General features: G+C 63.0%; 15 protein-coding genes. 3 read left to right on the top strand and 12 right to left on the bottom strand.

Translation table 11 applies throughout. From position 1 onward, the window contains the following. Positions 1–92: 92 nt before the first annotated feature. Complete coding sequence (locus NH448_RS06455; protein WP_253028575.1) at positions 93–896, top strand: RNA methyltransferase; 804 nt, start codon at positions 93–95, stop codon at positions 894–896. A 64-nt stretch (positions 897–960) separates the two neighbouring features. Here NH448_RS06455 and sodC read toward each other — a convergent pair whose 3' ends face one another. From sodC to NH448_RS06395, 12 genes are all read right to left on the bottom strand, one after another. Continuing rightward, positions 961–1494, bottom strand: a complete 534-nt coding sequence (sodC, locus tag NH448_RS06450; RefSeq protein WP_253028574.1) for a superoxide dismutase [Cu-Zn] SodC — start codon at positions 1492–1494, stop codon at positions 961–963. A 273-nt stretch (positions 1495–1767) separates the two neighbouring features. After that, positions 1768–3126 carry a Na+/H+ antiporter family protein gene (locus NH448_RS06445; protein WP_045994850.1) on the bottom strand — a complete coding sequence of 453 codons (1359 nt, stop codon included), beginning with the start codon at positions 3124–3126 and terminating at the stop codon, positions 1768–1770. Positions 3127–3576: 450 nt separating this feature from the next. Beyond that, on the bottom strand, positions 3577–4608 hold the full coding sequence (locus NH448_RS06440) for a branched-chain amino acid transaminase (protein WP_253028573.1): 1032 nt from the start codon (positions 4606–4608) through the stop codon (positions 3577–3579). Beyond that, entirely contained in the window at positions 4605–5816 is a 1212-nt protein-coding gene (locus tag NH448_RS06435; protein ID WP_253028572.1) for a class II histone deacetylase, read from the bottom strand. Before NH448_RS06435 ends, NH448_RS06440 begins: the two co-directional genes overlap by 4 nt. An 8-nt stretch (positions 5817–5824) precedes the next feature. Then, a complete protein-coding gene (locus tag NH448_RS06430; RefSeq protein WP_253028571.1) occupies positions 5825–6181 on the bottom strand; it encodes a RidA family protein in 357 nt (118 codons plus the stop codon). Positions 6182–6272: 91 nt separating this feature from the next. Next, a complete protein-coding gene (locus NH448_RS06425; RefSeq protein WP_045994862.1) occupies positions 6273–7307 on the bottom strand; it encodes a histone deacetylase family protein in 1035 nt (344 codons plus the stop codon). 41 nt (positions 7308–7348) lie between these two features. Beyond that, positions 7349–8626 (bottom strand): TRAP transporter large permease, encoded by a 1278-nt coding sequence (locus tag NH448_RS06420; protein WP_108132764.1) that lies wholly within the window; start codon positions 8624–8626, stop codon positions 7349–7351. Continuing rightward, a complete protein-coding gene (locus NH448_RS06415) occupies positions 8623–9267 on the bottom strand; it encodes a TRAP transporter small permease (protein ID WP_253028570.1) in 645 nt (214 codons plus the stop codon). Before NH448_RS06415 ends, NH448_RS06420 begins: the two co-directional genes overlap by 4 nt. 64 nt (positions 9268–9331) lie before the next feature. After that, positions 9332–10384 carry a TRAP transporter substrate-binding protein DctP gene (gene dctP / locus NH448_RS06410; protein ID WP_045994863.1) on the bottom strand — a complete coding sequence of 351 codons (1053 nt, stop codon included), beginning with the start codon at positions 10382–10384 and terminating at the stop codon, positions 9332–9334. Between the two features lie 506 nt (positions 10385–10890). Further along, a complete protein-coding gene (locus NH448_RS06405; protein ID WP_253028569.1) occupies positions 10891–11655 on the bottom strand; it encodes an AraC family transcriptional regulator in 765 nt (254 codons plus the stop codon). A gap of 154 nt (positions 11656–11809) precedes the next feature. Beyond that, complete coding sequence (locus tag NH448_RS06400) at positions 11810–11992, bottom strand: hypothetical protein (protein WP_045994856.1); 183 nt, start codon at positions 11990–11992, stop codon at positions 11810–11812. Positions 11993–12173: 181 nt separating this feature from the next. Further along, entirely contained in the window at positions 12174–18269 is a 6096-nt protein-coding gene (locus NH448_RS06395; protein ID WP_253028568.1) for a carbohydrate-binding protein, read from the bottom strand. Positions 18270–18791: 522 nt separating this feature from the next. On the opposite strand from NH448_RS06395, the gene NH448_RS06390 reads away from it, so the two are divergent. Further along, complete coding sequence (locus tag NH448_RS06390) at positions 18792–20600, top strand: type I secretion system permease/ATPase (RefSeq protein WP_253028567.1); 1809 nt, start codon at positions 18792–18794, stop codon at positions 20598–20600. Continuing rightward, positions 20597–21967, top strand: coding sequence for an HlyD family type I secretion periplasmic adaptor subunit (locus tag NH448_RS06385; RefSeq protein WP_253028566.1), 1371 nt, complete (start codon positions 20597–20599; stop codon positions 21965–21967). The genes NH448_RS06390 and NH448_RS06385 overlap by 4 nt, the downstream gene beginning before the upstream one ends. Positions 21968–22365: the final 398 nt, after the last annotated feature.

Below are 22365 nucleotides of genomic sequence, written 5' to 3'. Positions count from 1 at the left end.
CCGTCTCAGGGGCCGCCATCGCGGCCCCTTCGCTTTGGGCGAAAGTGGCGGTATGGTGTCGCTCGTTTTCCCATCGACGGTTGCCGTGCTCCATGACTCAAGCCTTGCCCTTCGCCAATCTGCGCATCGTTCTTGTCCAGACCTACCATCCCGGCAACATCGGCTCCGCTGCTCGCGCGATGAAGACCATGGGCCTGACCGATCTGGTGCTGGTCAATCCACGCGTTTTTCCCGATGAAGAGGCCACCCGCCTGGCCGCAGGTGCGGCAGATGTGGTCGAAAACGCCCGTGTGGTGGAACGTCTCGAGGACGCCATCGATGACTGTGTCAGGGTGGTCGGGGCCAGCGCCAGGCTGAGAAGCCTGCCACTGCCCCACTATGACGAGCCGGACGAGATGGCCCAGGCGCTGGTGAAGGACGCGGTGCACGACCCGGTGGCACTGGTCTTCGGCCGCGAGCGCTTCGGCCTGACCAACGACGAAATCCGCCTGTGCTCGCATCAGGTCAGCATTCCGGCCAATCCCGACTACGGCATCCTGAACCTGTCCCAGGCGGTGCAGGTGCTGGCCTACGAGTTGCGCCGGGCGTGGCGCCGACTCCCCTGCGCTGATATCGATGTCGCCGTGGATAGCGATGCCGACAACGTCGCCACTTCGGGGACCCCGTCCCGACTGCGCCAGCCCACCCGCGAGCAGGTCGCCCACTTTCAGGCACATCTGGGCCGGGTGATGCGCGACAGTGGGTTTATTACCCAGCCCCACGCGCGCACCGAGGAACAGCTCCAGGCGCTGTTCGCCCGGGCCACGCCCACGCGCAAGGAACTCTCGCTGCTGCGCGGCCTGCTGTCATCCCTCGAGGCGCACCTGCCCCCTTCCAGCGACGATCGCCAGGACTGACGTCACTACAGCAAAAGGCCCCGCCTGGGCGGGGCCTGGATGGCCATGTCGGGGGTGGCGTCGATCAGCCTTCGATGACGCCACAGGCGACGCGGGCACCGCCACCGCCGAGCTTGGGCTTGTCGGAGTAGTTGTCACCACCGGAGTGAATCATGATGGCATGGCCTGCCAGGTCATCCTCGCTGATGCGCGGCGCCAGGGCCGGCAGTGTCGCCTCGCCCTGCTGCCCCACCGCCAGCGCCGGCAGGTCACCCAGGTGGCCGTCACCGTAGGGGCCCTGGTGGGTGCCGGTGTCCTCCGGGTCGAAGTGGCCTCCGGCGCCAGCCGCCGCAACCGTCTCGCCATCCTTCTCGGCCGGCTCGCAGCTCGGGTTCACGTGAACGTGAAGGCCGTGGATGCCGGTATCCAGACCCTCGAGGTCGGGCGTGATCCTGAGACCATGCTCACTATCCTCGAAACTGATGGTGCCGAGGGAGTCGCCAATACCGTCGGTGCTGACGCTGTGCATCTCTACCTCCGTGGCGGCGTGGGCGGCGCCTGTTACCAGCAGGCCTGCCCCCAGCAAGCACGATCCGGCAAATACGCGTGCCTTCAACATCTTGTCGCTCCTGTCCATGTGTCGATCCTCTCCATCTGTGAACAAGTGTCTTGCTGCGCCCTGGGCTCGATAACTCCTTCATCTTCCCGGGAGCGCCACGACCCACCGGTCGATGAGTCTCCCCCAGCGTGGACCATATCGACGGATCTGCACAACCCGTAGCACTCATGTCTCACTATTGCGGCGGCTCACACGTCGATGTTCGGGCCGGGCCGGGCGCACAAAAAAACGCCCGCGCGAATAGCGCGGGCGTCTGGGCTTTCCGGTGGGCGATCACAGCGTCATCGCCGCCAGCCAGCCAAAGCCGATCAACGGGATGTTGTAGTGCACGAAGGTCGGCACCACGCTGTCCCAGATATGATCATGCTGACGATCCACGTTGAGGCCGGAGGTCGGCCCGAGAGTGGAGTCCGACGCCGGGGAGCCGGCGTCACCCAGGGCGGCGGCGGTGCCGACCAGGGCCACCGTCGCGAGATCGGAGAAGCCGAACTGTACCGCCAGCGGAACGAAGATGGCGGCGATGATCGGGATGGTCGAAAACGACGAGCCGATGCCCAGGGTGATGAACAGCCCCACCAGAAGCATCAAGAGCGCCGCCAGGCCACGGTTGTCGCCGATCACCTCGACGCTGGCGCTGACCAGGGTCTCGATCTCGCCGGTGGCGGTCATCACGGCCGCGAAGCCGGAGGCCGAGATCATGATGAAGCCGATCAGGGCCATCATGCGCATGCCGCTGGTGAACAGATCATCGGCTTCGCGCCAGCGGAAGATGCCACCCATGGACAACAGCGAAAAGCCCACCAGGCCACCCAGGATCATCGAGCCGGTATAGAGCTGGATGCCGAGCGCAGCGACGATCGCTATCACCGACATGATCAGGCCCAGGGTGTGAGGCTCCTCGATCTCGCTGTGGTCGTGGCCATGGCCGTGGGCCGGCGTATTGCCGAGCTCCACCTCGTCATAGACCCGAGGCTTGCGGTAGGACAGGAACACCGCCACCAGAAGCCCGAGGAACATGCCGGCGACCGGCACGCCCATGGCCATGGGGACCATGGCGCGGTCGATCTCGAGGCCCAGTGCGGCGCCAGCCTCGTTGATGTTGGCCAGCAGGATGTCGTTGAGGAAGATCGCCCCGAAGCCCACCGGCAGCAACATGTAGGGCGCGGTCAGGCCGAAGGTCAGGGTACAGGCGACCGCGCGGCGGTCCATCCTGAGCTGATTCATCACCTTGAGCAGCGGCGGAATCAGGATCGGAATAAAGGCGATGTGGACCGGGATCAGGTTCTGGGAAGAGATCGCCACCAGCAGCACGCTACCGATCAGCAGGTACTTGACCGTGGCCTGACGGGACGCGCTGGACTCCTGCCCCAGCAGAGTGATCAGGCGGCGTGCCAGCAGGTCCGGCAGGCCCGAGCGAGAGATCGCCACGGCGAAGGCACCGAGGGTGGCGTAGGCCAGCGCCACCTTGGCACCGCCACCGACACCGTCGTTGAAGGCCGCCAGGGTGTCCTCGATGGACAGACCACCGGCCAGGCCGCCCACCAGGGCCCCTACCACCAGGGCCAGCACCACGGAGACCCGCGCCAGCGACAGTCCCACCATCACCAGCACGGCAAGGATTACAGCGTTCATAGACGAATCCAGGTTTAAGTTCGAGAGAGAGTTTGCGCAATCAAGGCTTGTCGGAAAAGCACCGGCGCTCGCCGGCTTTTCGTGCCAAGCCTGGTGCCTGGCGAGACGGCCTCGACTGCCGTACGCGACGGCGCCTGGGCATTTCGCCGGTAACAGGCGGCGCGAATGGTACCAGAAAAGTCCTGTGGCCGGGATGTCACCAAAGGGTCATGAGGCGGTTATCTGACTGACACACGCCTGGCCGATACTACCTCTGTGTTCAGGCGACACCGGGCAAGGGACACTGCCCCTCGAGCGTCACGGAGGCGACGGCGCGGGAAGCGCCAAGGGAGCAACACGGGCACAGGGAAGCTGCCCCAGGGAGGAAAGACGGCTAGCTGCGCCACGACTCAAGGGTCGTGGCGCCTTTCTTTGTGGCCATCGTGCAGCCGCCTGGTTGTGTAAACCGACCTAGTCGCTGTCTGTGTCGATATCCACTTCGTTATCCGTCGGGACCAGGCTCAGCCAGTCGGCGTAGCGCGCCAGGTCATGGCGATCTCCGTTGGTCGCCGGTGACAACCGACCTCGACAGACGTCGCGATACAGTCGCTGCAGTCTTGCCGTCAGGCTATCGGCGGCTATCGGCTCAGCGACCCCGGGTGCCCCGGCACGGGCGCCGATATGGCGACCATCGAGCTCCCGCAACGGCAGTATCTCGGCGGCGGTGCCGGTAACAAAGGCCTCGTCGGCGATGTACAGCTCATCGCGGGTGATGCGGCGCTCCTGCACCTCCACGCCCAACACCTCACGCGCCAATCGGATCACGCTGTCCCGGGTGATCCCCTGCAGGCAGGAGGTGACCTCCGGCGTGTGCAACACCCCGTCTCGATAGAGAAAGACATTGGCCGCGCTGGCCTCGGCCACGTAGCCTTCGGCGTCAAGCATGATCGCCTCGTCAAAGCCCGCCTTCACCGCGGTATTCAATGCCAGCATGCTGTTGACGTAGTGGCCGCTGGTCTTGGCCCGACAGGCGCTGATATTGACGTGATGGCGCGCCCAGGACGAGGTCAGGGCCCTGAGCCCGACGGCAGCGGTCTCGGCGCTGACGTAGGGTCCCAGGTCCCAGGCCACCACCATCATCTGACAGCTCAACGCCTTGGCGCGCAGCCCAAGGCCCTCGGGACCGAGAAACACGGTGGGCTTGAGATAGGCATCGGTCAGCCCATTGCGGATCAGGCACTGGCTCTGCGCCTCGATCAGCTCTTCATGGCTCCAGGGCACCTCGAGGTCGAGGATATGGGCGCTGTCCAGCAGGCGTCGGGTATGCTCGTGGACCCGAAACAGCCGGGCATTGCCGTTGTCGTCACGATAGGCGCGCACGCCCTCGAAGCAGCCCATGCCATAGTGCAGCGAGTGGGTCAGCAGATGGGTCGTGGCCTCCCGCCAGGGCAGCCATTCGCCGTTCTTCCAGATCCAGCCGTCGCGCTGGTGCAGTCCACTCATGTGCCTGGCTCCCTGTCCCTGTTCCTGTTTGCGTCGCTGTCCCTGCCACAGACGCAGGCGATAGCCTCTTCAGCCTGGCTGTCGTCGCGGGCCTCGGTGATCTGCCCAGGCCAGTCGCGCCGCCAGCCATCGATCAGTTCACGCTGGTGGGGCTGCAGTGCCTGATAGCCCCAGGCTGCGATCTCGTCGTTCTGTGGGTCATCCACGCCGATGTCGCTGTCGGCCAGCGCCTGAATCACGGCGTGGCCACACAGCGGGACATAGCCTTCCGAGTAGCCGCCTTCGTGGACGACCACCAGGCGCCCTTCACAACATCGCTGAGCCAGCGCCTTGACCGACTGGGCCATGCGCCCGAAGGCATCGCTATTGAGCAGCATCTTGCCCAGCGGGTCCTTGGCGCAGGCGTCATAGCCACAGGCCACCACGATCAGATCCGGCGCGAAGGCCTCGATGGCCGGCAGCACCAGGCGCTCGAACGCATAGTCGTAGGCGCCAAGCCCCGAGCCCGGCGGCAACGGCAGATTGAGACAGGACCCCGACGCGCCCTCACCGCCCTGCTCGTCGAAGCCACCGGTCTCGAGCGGATAGTTGCCGGCCTGGTGCAGCGATACCGTCAGCACCTCGGGGTCGTCCCAGAAGGCGCTCTGCTGGCCGTTGCCGTGGTGTACGTCCCAGTCGAGGATCGCCACCCGCTGCACCAGCCCCAGCGCCTTCGCTCGCATCACCGCCACTGGAATGTTGCCGAGCAGGCAGAAGCCGCGACCGCGATCGGCTTCGGCGTGGTGCCCCGGTGGACGGCACAGCGCATAGGCACTGGCGTGGGTGCCACGGGCCACCGCCTCCACCGCTGCGATGGCAAGCCCGGCGGACTGCCGGGCGCTGGCAAGGCTGCCCGGGCGATAGGGCGCGGCCTCGCCGGCATCGCCACCCAGGCCCGCATCACCTGCCTCCAGCGCATCAAGGTAGTCTTTCGTGTGGAAGCGCTGCAGGTCCTCGCGGCCGGCCGCCGGCGGCTTCACCTCCTCAAGCTCGTCGATCAGCCCGCTGACCTCCAGCAGGTTCTTGAGACGGCGCTTGCTCTCCGGGCTCTCCGAGGCCGGCTGGGGCTGCAGCCAGGGCCCTGGCGCCGAAAATACCCCGATCGCCCCCTGGTCGTGCCAGAAGCAGCGCTCGTGCCAATAAAAACCGGTCGTCTTGCTGTGGCTCATGGGTGACCTCAGGCCTGGGGCAAGGCGGCCACCACCATGATCTCGACCTTCCACTCCGGCCGGGCCAGGCGCGCTTCCACCGCGGCACGCACCGGCGGACGACCGGGGCTGACCCAGGCATCCCAGGCGGCATTCATCTCGTCAAATTCGGCCATGTCGGTAACCCACACCTGGGCCGAGATCAGTCGATCCTTGGAGGTCCCGGCCTTGGCCAGCAGTTCGTCGATTCGCGCCAGCACCTGCTCGGTCTGGCCGCGCATGCCTTGGCTGGCGTCCGCCGGTACCTGGCCGGAGAGGTAGAGGGTGCCATTGTGCACGGCGATCTGGCTCATGCGGTCGTTGCTGTCGTGAAGGGTCGGGCTCATGGTGTTTTCCTTGTGGGAGATCATCCGCGGGATGATCGTTGGGCTAAGTATTGAGCTGTTCAGGGCTGTATCAGGCTTTATCAAGCTATGGTCAGGCGTCGTTGAATCCGCGCAGGAAGGCGGCCAGGTTATGGCTCAAGGCCGCGGTCGGATAGCCGCCCTCCTGCACCAGCACGGTGGGCAGGCCCAGCTCACCGATCTGGCGACCGATGGCGACGAAGTCCGGGGTTTCAAGCGTCAGCCCCGCCAGCGGGTCGTCCTTGTGGGCATCGAGTCCCAGCGCCACAACCAGCGCGTCCGGGCTGAAGCTCGCCATGGCGTCGAGCAGCTCATCGAGACCGGCCTGAAAGGCCTCGATACCGCTGCCCAGTGCCAGCGGCACATTGAGGTTGGCGCCGAGTCCAGGACCGATACCGGTCTCGCCGGCTCCGCCCCAGTAGTAGGGATAGAAGTCGCTGGGATCGACGTGCAGCGATCCTGTCCAGACGTCGCCACGGTCGTAGAAGATGTCCTGGGTGCCGTTACCGTGGTGGAGGTCGATATCGAGAATCGCCACCTGGGACACATGCTCGCGCAGCACCGTGGCCGCGAGGGCCGCGTTATTCAGAAAACAGAAGCCCCCGGCACGATCGGGGCCGGCGTGGTGCCCCGGCGGACGACACAGAGCGTAGGCGGTGCCGCCGCCGGCGACGATGCTCTCGGCGGCGGCCTGGGCGGTAGCGGCACTGGCCAGGATGCCCTGAAAGCTGGTCTCGGTCATCGGACAGGCCATGTCGTGCATGTGCCAGCCCACCTGCCCCACCGGATGGCGCGGGTAGTGTTTGCCGCCGCCGCAGGGATGGACGTTCGGCGCCACGAATTCGGTGGCGTCCGGCAACGCCTGCCAGCGGGCATGGATGGTCTCGAGAAAATCCAGGTAGCGCTCGCTGTGGATCTCCTTGAGACGCTCCCTGAGCGTGGGACTGTCGACCTCGGCCGGCGCGGTCAGGGCCAGGCCGACCTCGGCCAGGCCTTCGCTCAGAAGCTCCGCCCGGCGGGGCCCTTCGGGGGAATCGGTGAGGGCTCCACGCTTCAGGAACTGAGGCGGCGCGTGACGTTCCTGGTCAGGATGGTAGAAAAGTTTCATCTGCATCTGTCTCCGGTGATGACGCTCCGTCACTGCTCACATCAGTCGAGCAGCGAGGGGATCCATGTCGATAGTGCCGGAAAACCCGCCAGCAACACCACTACCAGGATAAAGGCGGTATAAAACGGCAGCGACGCCAGGATCGCCTTTTCGTAGGGGACCTGGGCGATTCTTGCCGCCGTCATCAACGTCATGCCCACCGGTGGCGTGACGTTGGCGATGTTGAGGGTGACGATCATGACGATGGCGAAGTGCAGTGGATCGAAGCCCAGGCTGACCATCGCCGGCACCACCACAGGGCCGATGACCACTAGCGCCGGCAGTACATCCATGACCGTGCCGATGACGATCAGCAACAGGCACACCAGCAAGATCTGCACGAAGGCGACATCGCTCAGGGAGGTGATCAGGCTCGCCGCCTCCCGGGCGACGCCAGAGCGGGTGACAAACCAGCCGAGCACCGCCGAGGTCGCCAGCAGAAAGAACACGACACCGGAAAACTTGACCGTGGTCACGAGCGCCTGGGCCACCTTGGCCAGGGTCAGGTTGCGATAGAACAGCATGCCGATCAGGATCGCGTACACTGCGGCAAAGCCTGAAGCTTCGGTGATGGTGGTCATGCCCGAGAGTATCCCGCCGAGGATGATCAATGGCACCAGCATGGCCGGCAGCGCCGAGAAGAATGCCAGCAGAGCCATCTTCAGCGGCGTCGGCGCCTGCTTGGGGTAGCCCCGCCGCCAGGCCAGCACGATGCTGGTGGCCAGCAGCGCCACGGTCATCAGAATGCCCGGCACGATGCCTCCGGCAAACAGGTCGATGACCGAGACGTCCCGCAGCAGGGTGGCGTACACCACCATCACCACGCTTGGGGGAATGATCGGCCCGATGATCGAGGAACAGGCGGTGATCGCCGCCGCGTATTCGGCGTCGTAGCCCTGCTTCTTCATCTCCGGAATCATGATCTTGCCGATCGCCACAGTATCGGTGATGGCGGCCCCGGTCAGCCCGGCGAAGAACAGCGATACCGTCACGTTGACGTGAGACAGCGCCCCCCTCACCCGACCGAACAGCGCATTGTTGAAGGCGATCAGCTTCTGGGTCAGCCCGCCCTGGTTCATCAACTCGGCGGTAAAGATGAAGTACGGCACGGCGATCAGCATGTAGCCGGAGACACCGGAGAACATGCGATCGGCGATGATCCCCACCAGGCGCTCGCCGCCCAGCTCATAGACCCCGGCAACCCCCGAGATCGCCATGACCACTGCGACCGGGGCGCCGATTGCCAACACCAGGATAAAGGCCAGAATCGCGGCGGTCATGGGCGTGGCTCCCGGGCGACAGTGTCGCCTTGTGGTGAAGAGGGATCGGAGGATTCGACACGGCTGTCGACCGCCTGCTCGGCGTTGCTGCCGGCGCCATTGTCATTGGAATGGATCGCCTGCTCGATCACCGCGTCGCTGTCGATGAAGTGCTCGAGCAGTGCAAAGCCGTGCACCAGATGCAGCGCGATGATGGCGCCGGTCAGCGGCACCGCGAAGGTGGTCCACTTGTAGGAAATCTGAATACTGTCGGACACCATGTAGCTCTGGCGGGCGTTGGAAAAGAAGTCCCAGCCGTAGAACATCATCAACACCGCCAGCGCGCCGATGACGGCCAGGGTCGCGCCGGCTGCCAGCACCACCAGCGGGCGCGGCAGCAGCTTGACCAGCAGTGTCATGGCCACGTGCTCGCCGGAATGCAGCGCGATGGTCGAGGAGATGAGCCCGATCCACGGCAAGAACAGGCGGGCCAGGGAATAGGTCCAGCTGAGCGCCCCGCCGGTAAACAGGGTGTACAGAAACCCGGTGAACGAAATACCCAGCATGGCCAGGACGCAGCCGACGCAGAACACGATGGCGAGGCGATTGACGCCGTCGCTCAGGCGCTGGAGCCAGGCCTGAAGAGATCGCAGTGATGACATGACAGGAGAACTCGGGCAAGGCGGTGGGCACTGGCGGGGCGGCCTGGCCGCCCCGCCGCGACAATCACTGGCCGTAGCGGCTGTAGGCCTCTTGCGGCAGCGACTGGCGCAGGCCATCGACCTCGGCCAGCAGGTCGTCGATCAAGGCGGCGTCGAGTCCGAAGTCGTCGACGATCCAGCTCTTCCAGGCCGGACGCGCCACCTCTGCCATGCGCTGGCGCTCTTCTGCCGGCATCAGGTAGCACTCCTCGAAGATCTCGCAGGACGTCTGCCAGCTGGCGGTCGCCAGCATGCCGGAAGCGCCATGGCTCAGGCTGACCGCCTCACGGGCGGCGTTGGTGATGACCCGCTGGTGCTCCTCGGGCAGCTCCTGAAACCAGCTCTCGCTGACCATCCAGCTGGCGCTGTTGTACACGTGCCCGGTCAGGGTGGTGTAGTCGGTCACCTCGTCCAGGCCGAAGGTGGTGTTGATCACCGGCGCGTTGAACTGACCGTCGGCGAGTCCGGTCTCCAGCGCGGTGATCAGCTCGCCCCACGGCAGCGGTGTGGCGGAGGCACCCAGCGCCTCCATGGTGGCGACGTGGGCCGGGTTTTCCTCGGTGCGGATGTTGAGCCCCTCGAGGTCATCCACGGTCTTGATCAGCCGCTCGTTGTTGGTGAAGGCGACAAAGCCGCCACCATCATCGAAGGTCCCCAGATAGCGCATGTCCGCCTGTTCGATGGCGCCCTGCATGAAGTCGGCGAACCACTCGCCATCGAAGAAGGCCCAGGCCTGGCGCCAGTCATCGAACAGGAAGGGGGCCGTCACCGCCTGATACTCGGGGTAGAACGACGACATCGCGCCGGAGGTCAGAATGGCGGACTGCAGCGCCCTGCCACCGGCCTGGACCTGGGAGCCGGTCTCGACTTCGGAGCCCATCTGGCCGCCACCGAAGATGCTGACGGTGACGTCGCCTTCGGTGCGACTTTCCACCAGTTCCTTGAAGTGGACGAGGGCAGGATAGATGGCGTTGTTGGTCAGGTTCTCGGGGATCAGGGTAGCGATGGCCATCTCGTAGGACTGAGCCTGCGCCTGGGACGCCATCAGCGCCAGCGGCAACGCTGCGAGCGCCAGCATCGGCGCTCGTCGCCGCTGTCTGGCCGGCTGGCCACGCCGGGCGCCGACCTTGTGGTTGTCGCGCGAGCGGCGGTCAGCCGAAATACGATCGTCAGTGTGGGCGGAGGCAGGAAGGGAGGTCGAAGACATCGGTAACTCCGGTTGTTGTCATGGTTGTTGTCATTGTTGATGGCGCCGAATCGAGGCCGGCGCCGAGTGACTCCTTTTCAGGCTATGCGCGAAACCCATCGTCAACTTGCCCGAAACTACGAAAACCTTGCCCGGAACTCAGGCAAACCGTGTCGTCGGCCACAACGTCACCGCGACGAGAGGAGAAAAGTGACAGGTGGGTGAGCGCGAGAGCGGAGAGAGGCTGAATCGCTGTCCAGGCATTGTTTGAAAAGTCGGCGAGCGATGGTTAGACAAGGCAAAAATCGGTGAGAGAGCGCAGTTTACAAGGTGTAAATGAGCACCTTGATCCGGTTTTTAACGCCGTATTACCGAGCGCAGGCACTTTTCATCAAAGCCTATGGATCTGTGCGCTCCTGGGAGGGCGCCACCCCATGAACCCTGCGATAAGCTCGGGAAAAACTGCCCTGGTCACGAAAGCCCACCAGCGCCCCAATCTGCCCCAGCGGCAACTCGCTGTGACGGATCAGCGCCTGGGCGTGGCTCAACCGGCGTCGGCGAACATAGGCCTGCGGCGTCATCCCGGTGGCCTGGCGAAAGCTGGCGTGGAAGTGACCGGGGCTAAGCGCGCACAAGGACGCCAGGTCATCCACGCGAATGTCGCTGGCCAGGTGCCTATCGATCCAGTCGTCCAGCAGACGCAGATCGAGCCGACCGCTGACGCCCGTCGATCGTGTTGGGGCACAGGTTTCGCTGGAAGCCTCCAGATGGAGATAGAGCGCGCGTAACAGAAGCGCTGCGATATCGTTGCCCAGGGTGGGGAATTGATCCAGTTGCCGCATCAGGCTGTCGGCAAGTCGCTGCAATTCGGGGGGCACCGCAAAGAAACGCGGTCGCTCGAACAGTCGGGCCACGTCGACGTCTGGCAGCCCGAAGACCACCGGCACGTCGAGCACGAAGGTACGATTGTTGCCGTCTCCCAGGTAGTCGTGATGGCAGTTGCCTGGAATCAGGCAACCACGCTCGGCGGTGACCCGTTGCTCCCGCCCCTCAAGGGATAGTTCGGTACTGCCGCAGGTGGGCAGAATCAACTGGTGGTAGCCGTGCACGTGGGAGACGTGCTCGTTGGCCAGGGTCTTGGTCCTGAGATCGATCCGGCTCACGATCGCCTCGCCTGAAGAAGATACCTCTACCATGCCGCTCACCGAACAGCCTGACAAGCCGGGGCGAACGCCCGGCTTCACGCGACCTCAACGCTTGTCGCCTGGGCATCCTTGTGGCGGGGGCATGGCGGCCGTTGTCAGACTCGGCGTCTTCTCAACAGCGACCCTTCTTGGCCTGTCCCGGCGGACAGAAGTCGCCACCGTCATGATCTCGATGGTCGCGATGATCGTCATCGATGATGATCAGTGGCTCCGGCGAGACCCGTGCGGGGTCATAGCTGCAGCCCACCATCAACACGGCCATCACCAGGAAAACAATCCATCCAGCGGTTCGCATATGCATGACTCCTTCCGTTCAAATCGACACCAGCCTAACGCAAAGGTCGCCTTTTCGCCGCTGTCGACGCCCTGCAACACCCGGTGTCTGCCAACAGCGACAACTACTTTCTGGATCCGGCGCCCAGAAAAATGCCGCTCCCGGGGGAGCGGCATTCACACGGTTGACAGTGGCAAGCCTGTCAGAACAGTTCGTCGGGTTGCTGCTGGGGCAGGCCCTGCAGATCCAGCGGATCGACCACATCGGGCACTTCCTGCGCAGACTCACCCTGCTCGGCGGCCACGGTGAAGCGCGACGATGGCACCACCTGGTCGGTTTCCTCCGGCGGGACACCGTTGCCTTCGTACATCGGCTTGATACCCTCGATAACGAACATGTTGTCGTTGTAGTCGAGGTTGGATCCGGAATAGTCCTGAAGCACCAGATAGGTATCAGGAATCTCGTTACCTTCATCGTCCAGCGCCTTGAACACGCGAACGTAGTAGCCACGCTCCAGATCCGGCGAATCCGCCGGTGGCTTGCCCTTGCCGGGAGGATTCAACGAGGGATCGGAGGACAGGGTGGCCACCTCGAGGCCGAACAGATCGTTGCCTCCCCAATTGTCAGGAATATCGTCTCGGGTGAAGGTGGCTGCCGGTTGCTGACGATCAAGATAGGTCAACGGCAGAAAGGACTGGTTCTGGTCCGCATCGTGGCGAATCAACTTGATATCCTGGGAGGTATTCCTGAAGGCGTGGAGTCCGAAGGCAGCCACACCCGCCCCATGCAGTGCGACTATCTGACTCACCTTGGCTTCATCGACCCCGTCGGCCAGGGTCCAGTAGCGCGACAGCACTTCCTCCTCGCTGACGGCGCGATAGAAACCGTAGTCATCGAAGGCAGAGCCTCTGGCGCCACCGTCCGTCGGAATACCGCCAATCCGGTTGCCGAATCCGGCCACGTTCCAGACCTCGTCGACGGTCGGTTCCCAGCCGCCCTCATCCTGAGCCTGCCAGAACCCGGCAAGCGTCAACTCCTGGACCGGGGCATCGGCGTCGTTGGTCACCAGCCTCAGACTCCCGAAGAAGCTGCCGTCATCGGCGTTGCTGGCGGGCGGACGATAATTCGCGCGATCGAACAATACATCGATCTCGAGCGATTCCCCCGGTGCCAGTGTCACCCCTTCAAGGGCCGCCGCGTCAGCAAGCACGAAGGGGCCATCCAGTGAGACATCAAGAATGGTCAGCGGGTCGCTGCCATCATTGGAAATGACGGCGGTAGCACTTTCCTTGAAGTCCCGATCCGGGCCACCAAAGTCGTTTTCATCGAGATAGTTGAACAACAGGCGATCACTGAAGTAGTTGACGTCACCACTCTCCAGGTGGGCCACGGCCTCGGCAGTGACTGCGACTGGCGTCACATCCAGGTAGTCGATGCGCTGACTGCACAGATCATCGGACACCATGTGCAGGCGGTACTCGATCCCGGGCTCCAGCTCGACGTAGTAGGACTCTTCACCCGCCGTTCCTGCTCCGGGAAAGGACATCACGGTCAATGGCTTGCCATTGAGACTGAGGGCCAGATCCTCGCCACGCAGCACACCGGCATTCGCCGCCAGATCGAGCCGGTAGAGGCCTCGAGTATCGACCTCGAAGAAGAAGTCAGCGCTTCGCGGGTCGACGCTGAGCGCCGAGATGCCATCCTCAAGCTCGATGCGCACGCCATCGGTGGCGTCGGCTGGCCCGAGAACGGCGGCCCGAATCGCTTCCAACGACTGGTCGGGCACCCACAACAGGTCCATGTCCGGCCCAACCGCCGCCGGCGCGGTCACTACCAGGGTATTGATCCCCGCCTTCAGGCTGACCAACACGTTATGATAGATCCAGTCAGCGTTATTCTCACTCAGCCCTGCGAAGTCGAGATCATCCTGGGCGACACCATTGATACTGAAAGACAGCGGTCGATCCGCCTTGGTCTGAGAAAGGTTGTAGCGGAAACCGATTTCATAGGTTCCCGCTTCTTCGACACGAATCGACCAGGTGATGGTCTGGTCTTGCGTGCCCCTGAAGTCGGCGTAGGCGTTCTCCGAGACGTCGCGCACGTCACCCACTTCGACCACTCGAGGTCCGTTTAGCAGTGCATCCTCGGCCTCGTAGATGCCGAAACCGGGCGAAGGCTCGTGCACCACTTCCAGCTGATCCACGTTAGGCCCAGCCCGGGACACCGACTGCAAACGCACCTCGACATCGCCCGGCGCCAGGTTCACCTCGATATCCTGGGTCATCCAGAAACGCCAGCGATCGGAACCCTCGAGGCTGTCCGGTGCCGGTGGAAAGTCGGCGATACCCACACTCAGGCCATTGACGAAGACCTCGAGAGGTCGATCCGAAAAGCCACCATTGGCATAGCGCACCCGCAGTACGGTGTCACCACCATCACCGGCTTCCAGGGTGAAGCCAAAGGTGATGGCATCGTCTGAGTTCCTGCCGAAATCAGCGTAACCGCCACCGACCCCGTCGTTGTCATCCAGATTGCCGTCATTGCCAAAGCTGCCCGGCTGCAGCCCCGGCACCTCACTGGCGATCCCTTCACGGATGATGATCTCGGCAGCGCCGCCCTCGCTGATGGTGGCGCTGGTGCCGTCGCCAGGGGTGTTGTCCTCGGCCTGGATGGTTGCCAGTATCCTCATCGAGTCAGTGCCAGCCCCGCCGGACGACATGGGTTCGACGGGATCCAGGCGGACCAGCTGACTCTCGCCGGTCCGGCGGTTCAAGGTGACCAGATACAGGCGCCCTGTGGCGGGGTTCTCGATGATATCCAGAGGATCGGTATAGGTGATGACCTTGCCGGCGGCATTCCGAAGAACGTCGTCACCGATGACCTTGCCTTCGGCATTCACCGTGATCCAGCGAATGTCGTCTCCTCCGGAATACTCGGTGATCAGCAGACTGCCCTTGAAGGCATTGCCGAAGGTATCACCGACGTATTCGGTCGCGCCGTTGGCAGAGCGGTTCTCCCCCAGCGAGTAGGCATCGTCGATGCGATAGTTGGGGTCGGGCTCGATGCCTGGATCGTAGGACGTGACCTCGTTGATGTCCTCCAGCCGGGTGGGGTTACCGCCGTTAAGGATGTACTCGTCCTGCAGAGGATTCGGGTGGCCGTAGTACCCCCCCTGCTCGACCTTGAACAGATAGTCATCCTGCTTGACCACGTTGGTCGCCGATTCGTCGATCAGCGTCGAGGGGTCATCCGGCACGGCACCGCCCGCCGCCGAGCCATTGGTCGGCGTGTACAAGTAGCCATTGGAGTGCCAGACCAGATCGTAGGCGTTGCGGACCCCGGTGGCGAAGATCTTGACCACGGCATCATCGACGAAGGGATCGTAGAAGCTCTCCAGCACGAGGCCATCAGCGTCCTGGACGCTGGCGACACCCTTGTCGTCAAACACCAGAAAGCGCCCTTCCTCCATGGGAATGTGGGCATTTTTCAGGTCATTGTCGACGTCGAGGAAGCGTGTCTGGTCTTCCGGCAGGGGCTCGGTGGTGACATCGAAGCCACCAGCGGGCGGCGAGCGCGTCGGATCCACCTCCAACACCGCCGCAGACAGCAGACGTTCGGGCCTATTGCCCCAGGCACTGTCGCCGTCCCCCATGGCGGTATTGGACCCCTGGGTCAGGTAAAGCAGATGCGAGGGTTCAGTGGGCGACGCCTCTGCATCAAACGCCGGATTTTCCCGAAACTCGATGCTGTTGGTGACGTGGTCCGCCACCGAACGGGGAAGTCCGGTCAGGTAGACTTCGGCACTACCGCTGAAGTCGTCTCCCTCGTCCAGGGTAATCTTCAACAAGCGACCGCTGAAGTCGGGGGTCGAGGTGTCGCGTCCGGACAGCGGGATCGGATAGTTGTCGGTCACCCACAACACCTTTGGATCGGTCGGGTCCACCGCGATGCCGATGATACCCCGCCGATTGTTGAAGGCGTCGGCGTCGGGCTCCATGAAGGGATCCAGGGCCAGCGACAGGGCCTCCCCGGGGCCCAGCGAGCCGTCCTCAGGGTCCAGCGCGTAGCGCACGATCTGGCCGCCCATGCTGACCACGTACAGCGCATCACCCCCGGCGCTGACCTCGAGGGAGGTAAAACCGAAGGCTCCGTCGACGGAACCGTTCAACTCCACCGTTCCCTCGAAGGCCACATCACTGGGCAGGATATCCGGTTCTGGCCCGGTAACGAAGGTATTGGTGTACTTCAGGAATTCCCGGGTCGGCAAACTGCTGTCGCTGTTGTCGCCACGATCCTGAAAGCCATCGATCACCAGGCTATAGCTGGTGAAAGGCTTCAGCGTTTCCTTGGGGGAAAGGGTCAGTGAATCGAAACCGCCGGTGGTGTTGATATCAAACGCCACCTCGATGCCGGTGACGGTCTCGAACAACCGTACCGAACCATCGCTCAGGCTCTTCAGGAGTGCGCCTCCTCGGCCCTCGACCACCTGAACGCCGACGAAGATATCGGAGGTGGGATCGACTCCGGTGGGCAGGCTACCGTCTTCCCTGTCCAGATCCACGACAACGGTATTGGTAGCAACACCGGCGATGGCCCGGGCATCGGTAAAGTGCGCATAGTCGAGGCTCGCTGGCTGGTCATCTTCCGGAGTCAGGTCCGGCAGCGGTCGGATCTCCAGATACTGCAGCTTGACGTTCTTGCTGTCGACGTCGAGCGCATCCAGCGTCAGACGACCATCGGTCACCTCAACCACCCGAGTGACCAGATCCGAACGCAGGCCCTCGGTGTCATTGGTCGGCGTCGCATCGATGGAAAAGTCGTCTGGACGCCCTGGGGCAAAGGCATCGGTGAAGGCAACACCCTCCGCATTGACCCCGTAGAAGGCGTCGAAGTTGCCGGAAGCGTCGCCCACCGACATGGTCACCTCGTAGAAGCCGGGCTCCAGCTCAATTTCCCAGCCTGCATCGACGAAGCCGTCGCGCTCGCTGGTCATCTGGGCAAAGGTCGCCTGGCGCGGGTCCAGGCCGACGAAGCGCTCGGAGCGATCCACCAGGGTAAAAGCACCCTGACTCGCCAGCGACAATGGATCGGTGCCGTTCTCAGTTCCGTCGGCAATGCTTTGCTCGGTGACCCAGCCGTAGCGGTAGGTCTTGCCGTCCACTTCCAGCATCTGTGTTCCAAAGGCCTGGCCGGTGTCCGCGACATAGCCCTCGGGAACGTCGGCCCCCTGTGGCTGGAAGTTGATCTTCAGTGTCGGACGCTCGCCGGGCTCGACGACGAGCGGAGACAGCTTGACCAGGTCAAGGTTGGCCCCCCCTGACGTGAGATTCTCAAGGCGAACAGAATGGGTCCCGGCTTCGATCTTGAGTTCAAGCGACTCTTCCCGCCAGCGTTGCCAACCATCATCACCAGCCCCGGTGGAAGCAAACTCGAACTCGCCTACCCTGACGCCATCAATGTAGAGCGCCATGGGGCGATCAGCGTTGCCTCCATTGGCGTAGCGGGCGTCCAGTCGGAAATTGCCGCCTTCCTCCACGGTGACTTCGAATACCCCGGCATCGCCGACATCGTTGCCTAGGTCAAGGTAACCCTCGCCACTGTAGCCAGGCCTGAGCGAATCCACGCCATCGGCTTCCAGACGCGCCGTCGTATCGGCCGGGCTGCCTGGATCCGACTCCTGATCGTCGATGGTAAAGGTTTCCGCCTCGAACGACATGATGCCTGTTTCCGGCTCCGGATCGGGATCGGGATCAGGATCTGGGTCAGGGTCGGGATCTGGTTCGTCTTCCACCTTTACCAGTGTCAGCTGATCCAGGTTGGGTCCCTGGCCCACGCCACCCTGTTCCGCCGTGGGGATCGACAAAAACAGCTGATGCGAACCCGGCTCAAGCTCAAGTTCGACCGTCACCTCCTGCCAGCTGCTCCAGCCACCGGTTCCAGGAAAGCTCACCGACGTCGTGACGCCGCCATCCACCTGAAGCGCCAACGGACGATCACTGTTGCTGCCGTTGGCATAGCGCAGGGTCAATTGGTAGCTGCCTGCCGTATCGACACTGATGTCATACTGGACACCATCACCGGGATCCCTGCCAAGATCCACATAGGCATTGTTGACAGCACCGGGCCTGGCGTTGCTACCCGACACCACTTCGGTGACAGCGCCGGAGGGTCTACCGCCAACGTCGATGATGGTGCCCTCTTCCGCCTGCCAAACCAGAAGATCGGCATCCTGTGGCACCACCAACATCTGGGCGGTTCTTCCCGTGATCGGGCTGACCATCTCATCGTTACTGCTCATGGTGACTCCATATATTTTCTACATGTCATACCCCATGAAAACCGTTTTACATTCGGAAACAAATAGCAAATATCTTACACCAACATCAGAAGTTGAGGGTTTTTTTTGATCCAACTACTTCGTCTTGATCAACTCGCCCTTCCACAACAGAACTTTTTTGACGCATCTAAAAGCGGCCGAAAACCTATTTACTCCCTCTAAAAACAATGACTTCAATATTCCTCACAATAATCGTCGACAAAAACAGCACAGAATTTTTCAAAAATTCAACAAAAGAATACGGAAACATCTATTGAGATTCTTCATTTTTATGCCGTTTTACATAGATTTGTAAGCTCTAAAAAAGTCGTTTCGGCGAACTTCTCCCTAGCCTCTCACTCCCTGCCAACTCCATACTTCATTCCATCAGACTTCGGACACCCTGCACGACAAGGTGCTAAACGACATCAGGCATCGCTCTTCGCTCCGGCTGCCAACACCACCAGAACTTCGCCGCAAATCCAGAAAACGAGACGCCTTTACATGACCCCCACCCGTTACAATATTCGGGAGGCGATACTTCGCTGCCGACGCGGCCTCTTCGACGTCGGACTGTTCAGCCTGTTCATCAACCTGTTGATGCTGGTGCCTTCGCTATACATGCTGCAGGTGTATGACCGGGTGCTGGCCAGTCGCAGCGTCGAGACCCTGGTCATGCTGACGTTGGTCGTGGTGTTCCTGTTCGCCGTCATGGGCGGACTCGAGTGGGTTCGCTCGCGACTGCTGGTGCGCATCGGCAATGCCCTGGATGAACGGCTCCAGCCGGCTGTCCATCAGGCCATCTACGATCAGGCCCTGCGCCGTCCGGGTGCCACCTCGACCCAGGCGCTGGATGATTTGGCCACGCTGCGCCAGTTCGTCTCCGGCCCCGCCCTGCTCGCCTTCTTCGACACGCCATGGATCCCCCTCTACCTGGGGGTACTGACGCTGTTTCATCCGCTCTACGGGCTCTTTGCCCTGGCCGCCGGCATCCTGTTGCTGGCCCTGGCCGCGATCAACGAGGCCTGCACCCGGGGTCTGCTGAAACAGGCTGGCGGCCACCAGGTCGCCAGCCGCGACGAAACCGCCGCCAACTTGCGCAACGCCGAGGTGCTCCATGCCATGGGCATGCTGGAGAGCGTAAAGCGACGCTGGCAGTCGCAGCACCGTGACTCCCTCGCACTGCAATCCCGGGCCAGTGATCGTTCAGGTGTACTCACCCACCTTTCGAAGATACTAAGGCTGCTGTCCCAGTCGCTGATCCTCGGCCTGGGGGCATGGCTGGTACTGAAGGCGGAATTGACCCCAGGAATGATGATCGCTGGCTCGATCCTGCTGGGGCGAGCTCTGGCCCCCATCGATCAACTGATCAATGGCTGGAAGAGCTTTATCGCCGCCCGTAACGCCCGCGAACGCTTGGGCCAACTCATCGACAGCGAGGCGCCATCACCACCGATGCCGCTGCCCGCCCCGAAGGGCCAGCTTTCCCTCCAGCAGGTATGTGCCGGCCCGCCTGGAGCGACCGTCGCCTCACTCAACGCGATCAGCGTCGACCTCAAGGCTGGCGAACAACTCGCTATCGTCGGCCCGAGTGCCTCGGGAAAATCGACCCTGGCACGGGTAGCCCTGGGCATCTGGCCGAGTCTCGACGGATGCGTACGCCTCGATGGCGCCGACATCCTGCGCTGGGAACGCAGCACCCTGGGGCCCCACCTGGGCTATCTACCCCAGGACGTGGAGCTGTTGGCCGGAAGCATTGCAGACAACATCGCTCGCTTCGGCCCGGTCGACGCCGACGCAGTACTCAAGGCGGCCCACCTGGCCAGCGTCCACGAGTTGATCCTCAAGCTCGACGAAGGCTACGACACCACCATCGGACACGGCGGCACGGGTCTATCCGCCGGCCAGCGTCAACGCATTGGCCTTGCCAGAGCCCTGTACGGCGAACCATCGCTGGTGGTGCTGGACGAACCCGATTCCAATCTGGACGAAAGCGGTGAGCGAGCCCTGGTGGAAACCCTGGTCCGCCTGCGCCGGCTCGCCACCACTACCCTGGTGATCACCCACCGACAGCGCCTGCTGGCCCAGGTCGACCGGGTAATGTTCCTCGACAACGGCCGAGTGACGTCCCTGGCTCCTCCCTCTCCGGCCGGCGGGGCAAGACTCAAGGGAACGGTGTCCTCGGCACGGGTGGTGAAGCAAGTCGCCGGTGCCGGCACGCCCTCTTCTCAACGAGCACCGTCCGGCGTTGCGCCATCGAACCCGCTGCCAACGGATCCCCCTTCATCCAACAGCTCGAGGACACCACGATGAGCGCTCAAGTCTCTACTTCGGTGCCCGTCGAGACCGCCGCCATCGACTCGAGCTCGGCCACCGCGGGTCCTGAGAATCAAGTACCGGTGGACCTTCGGCCCTATCGCCGCTGGGGCCTTGCCATCCTGCTGGTGGCCTTCGGTGGCTTCGGGGTCTGGTCGGTCACCGCTCACCTGGCGGTGTCGGTGGTCGCCCCCGGTTCGGTCTCGGTGGAAAGCTTCACCAAGACGATCCAGCACCTGGAAGGCGGCATCGTCGCCGACGTGCTGGTCGAGGACGGTGATCACGTGGAAGCCGGCGACCCACTGATCGTGCTGGACGACACCCAGGCGCTGGCGCAACAGCGCATCGCCGAGACCGAGTACCTGATCACTCGGGCCAGCGAGGTGAGACTGCTGGCGGAACAGGCCGACAGCGACAGCCTGGTCTTTCCACAGGAACTGATCGCGTCCAGCAATTCGCGGGTTCAGGAGGTGCTGGGCGTGCAGCGGCGGCTGTTCGAGGTACGCCGGCAATCGCTGGACGATACGCTGGCCGCCCTGGACCAGCAGATTCTTCAACTGGAAGAGCAGATCACCGGCCTGGGGCAAACCCGTTCGATCACCCAGCAACGCATCGACTCGCTGGAGGGTGAGGTCGCCAACCACCGCAAGCTGTTTCGTGACGGCATGATCAGCAGCCAGCGTCTGCGTGAGCTGGAACGCGAGAGCCTGGAGTACCAGAGTGACAACGCGGGACACGCCTCGGAGATCGCCCGACTGCGCGCCCAGATCAGTGAAAACACCCTGAACAAGCAGATTCGCCTGCAGGCATTTCAACAGCAGGTGGGCGAAGCGCTACGTCAGGTCCAGGCCGAGGTCGCCGACGCCGAAGAGCGCCTGGTCGCTCTCAATGACACCCTCGCGCGCACGCGGATCACGGCCCCTGTGGCGGGTACCGTGGTAGACCTGCAGGTGCACACCCTGGGCGCCGTGGTACGTGGTGGCGACCCGCTGCTTGACCTGGTCCCGGCCGGCGACGGTTTCGTGATCGAGGCCCGCGTCCCCAACCACGATGTGGATCACCTCTACCCCGGCCAGTCGGCGGAAATCCGCTTCAGCGCCTTCAACCAGCGCCTGTCCAATGTCATCGACGGCGAGGTGGTCCGCGTCAGCGCCGACAGCTTCGAGGACGAAGCCACCCGCCAGCGCTACTACAAGGTCCGTGTCGGAGTGACCGACCTGGGCAAATCCCAGCTGACCGACAACATGCGTCTTGTCGCAGGTATGCCGGCAGAGGTGATGATCCTCACCGGGGAGAGAAGCTTCGCCAGCTATATCACCAAACCGATCAACGATATGCTCGCCCGGGCCATGCGTGAGGAATGACGAAAGACCAATCACCAAACCACTGAATCAATGGCGACATGCTAGCCCGGGCAATGCGTGAGGAATGACGAAAGACCAATCACCAAACCACTGATTCAATGGCGACATGCTCGCTAGAGCAATGCGCGAGGAATGACGAAAGAGCAATCACCAAACCACTGATTCAATGGCGATATGCTCACTAGGGCCATGCGTGAGGAATGACGAAAGAGCAATCACCAAACCACTGATTCAATGGCGATATGCTCACTAGGGCCATGCGTGAGGAATGACGAAAGAGCAATCACCAAACCGCTGGTTCGATGGCGCCATGCGCACGCGCAGACTGCCAGTTCCAGGAAGGCCCCCCCCCCAGAGAGATCAAGCAGTAGGATCAAGTACTGGGATCAAGCAGAACA

The sequence above is a fragment of the Halomonas sp. OfavH-34-E genome (assembly GCF_024124525.1).
In the GTDB taxonomy this organism is placed as follows: domain Bacteria; phylum Pseudomonadota; class Gammaproteobacteria; order Pseudomonadales; family Halomonadaceae; genus Halomonas; species Halomonas litopenaei.
The sequence above is the reverse complement of the archived record's forward strand: the minus strand, read 5'-3'. Positions and strand labels throughout refer to the sequence as shown.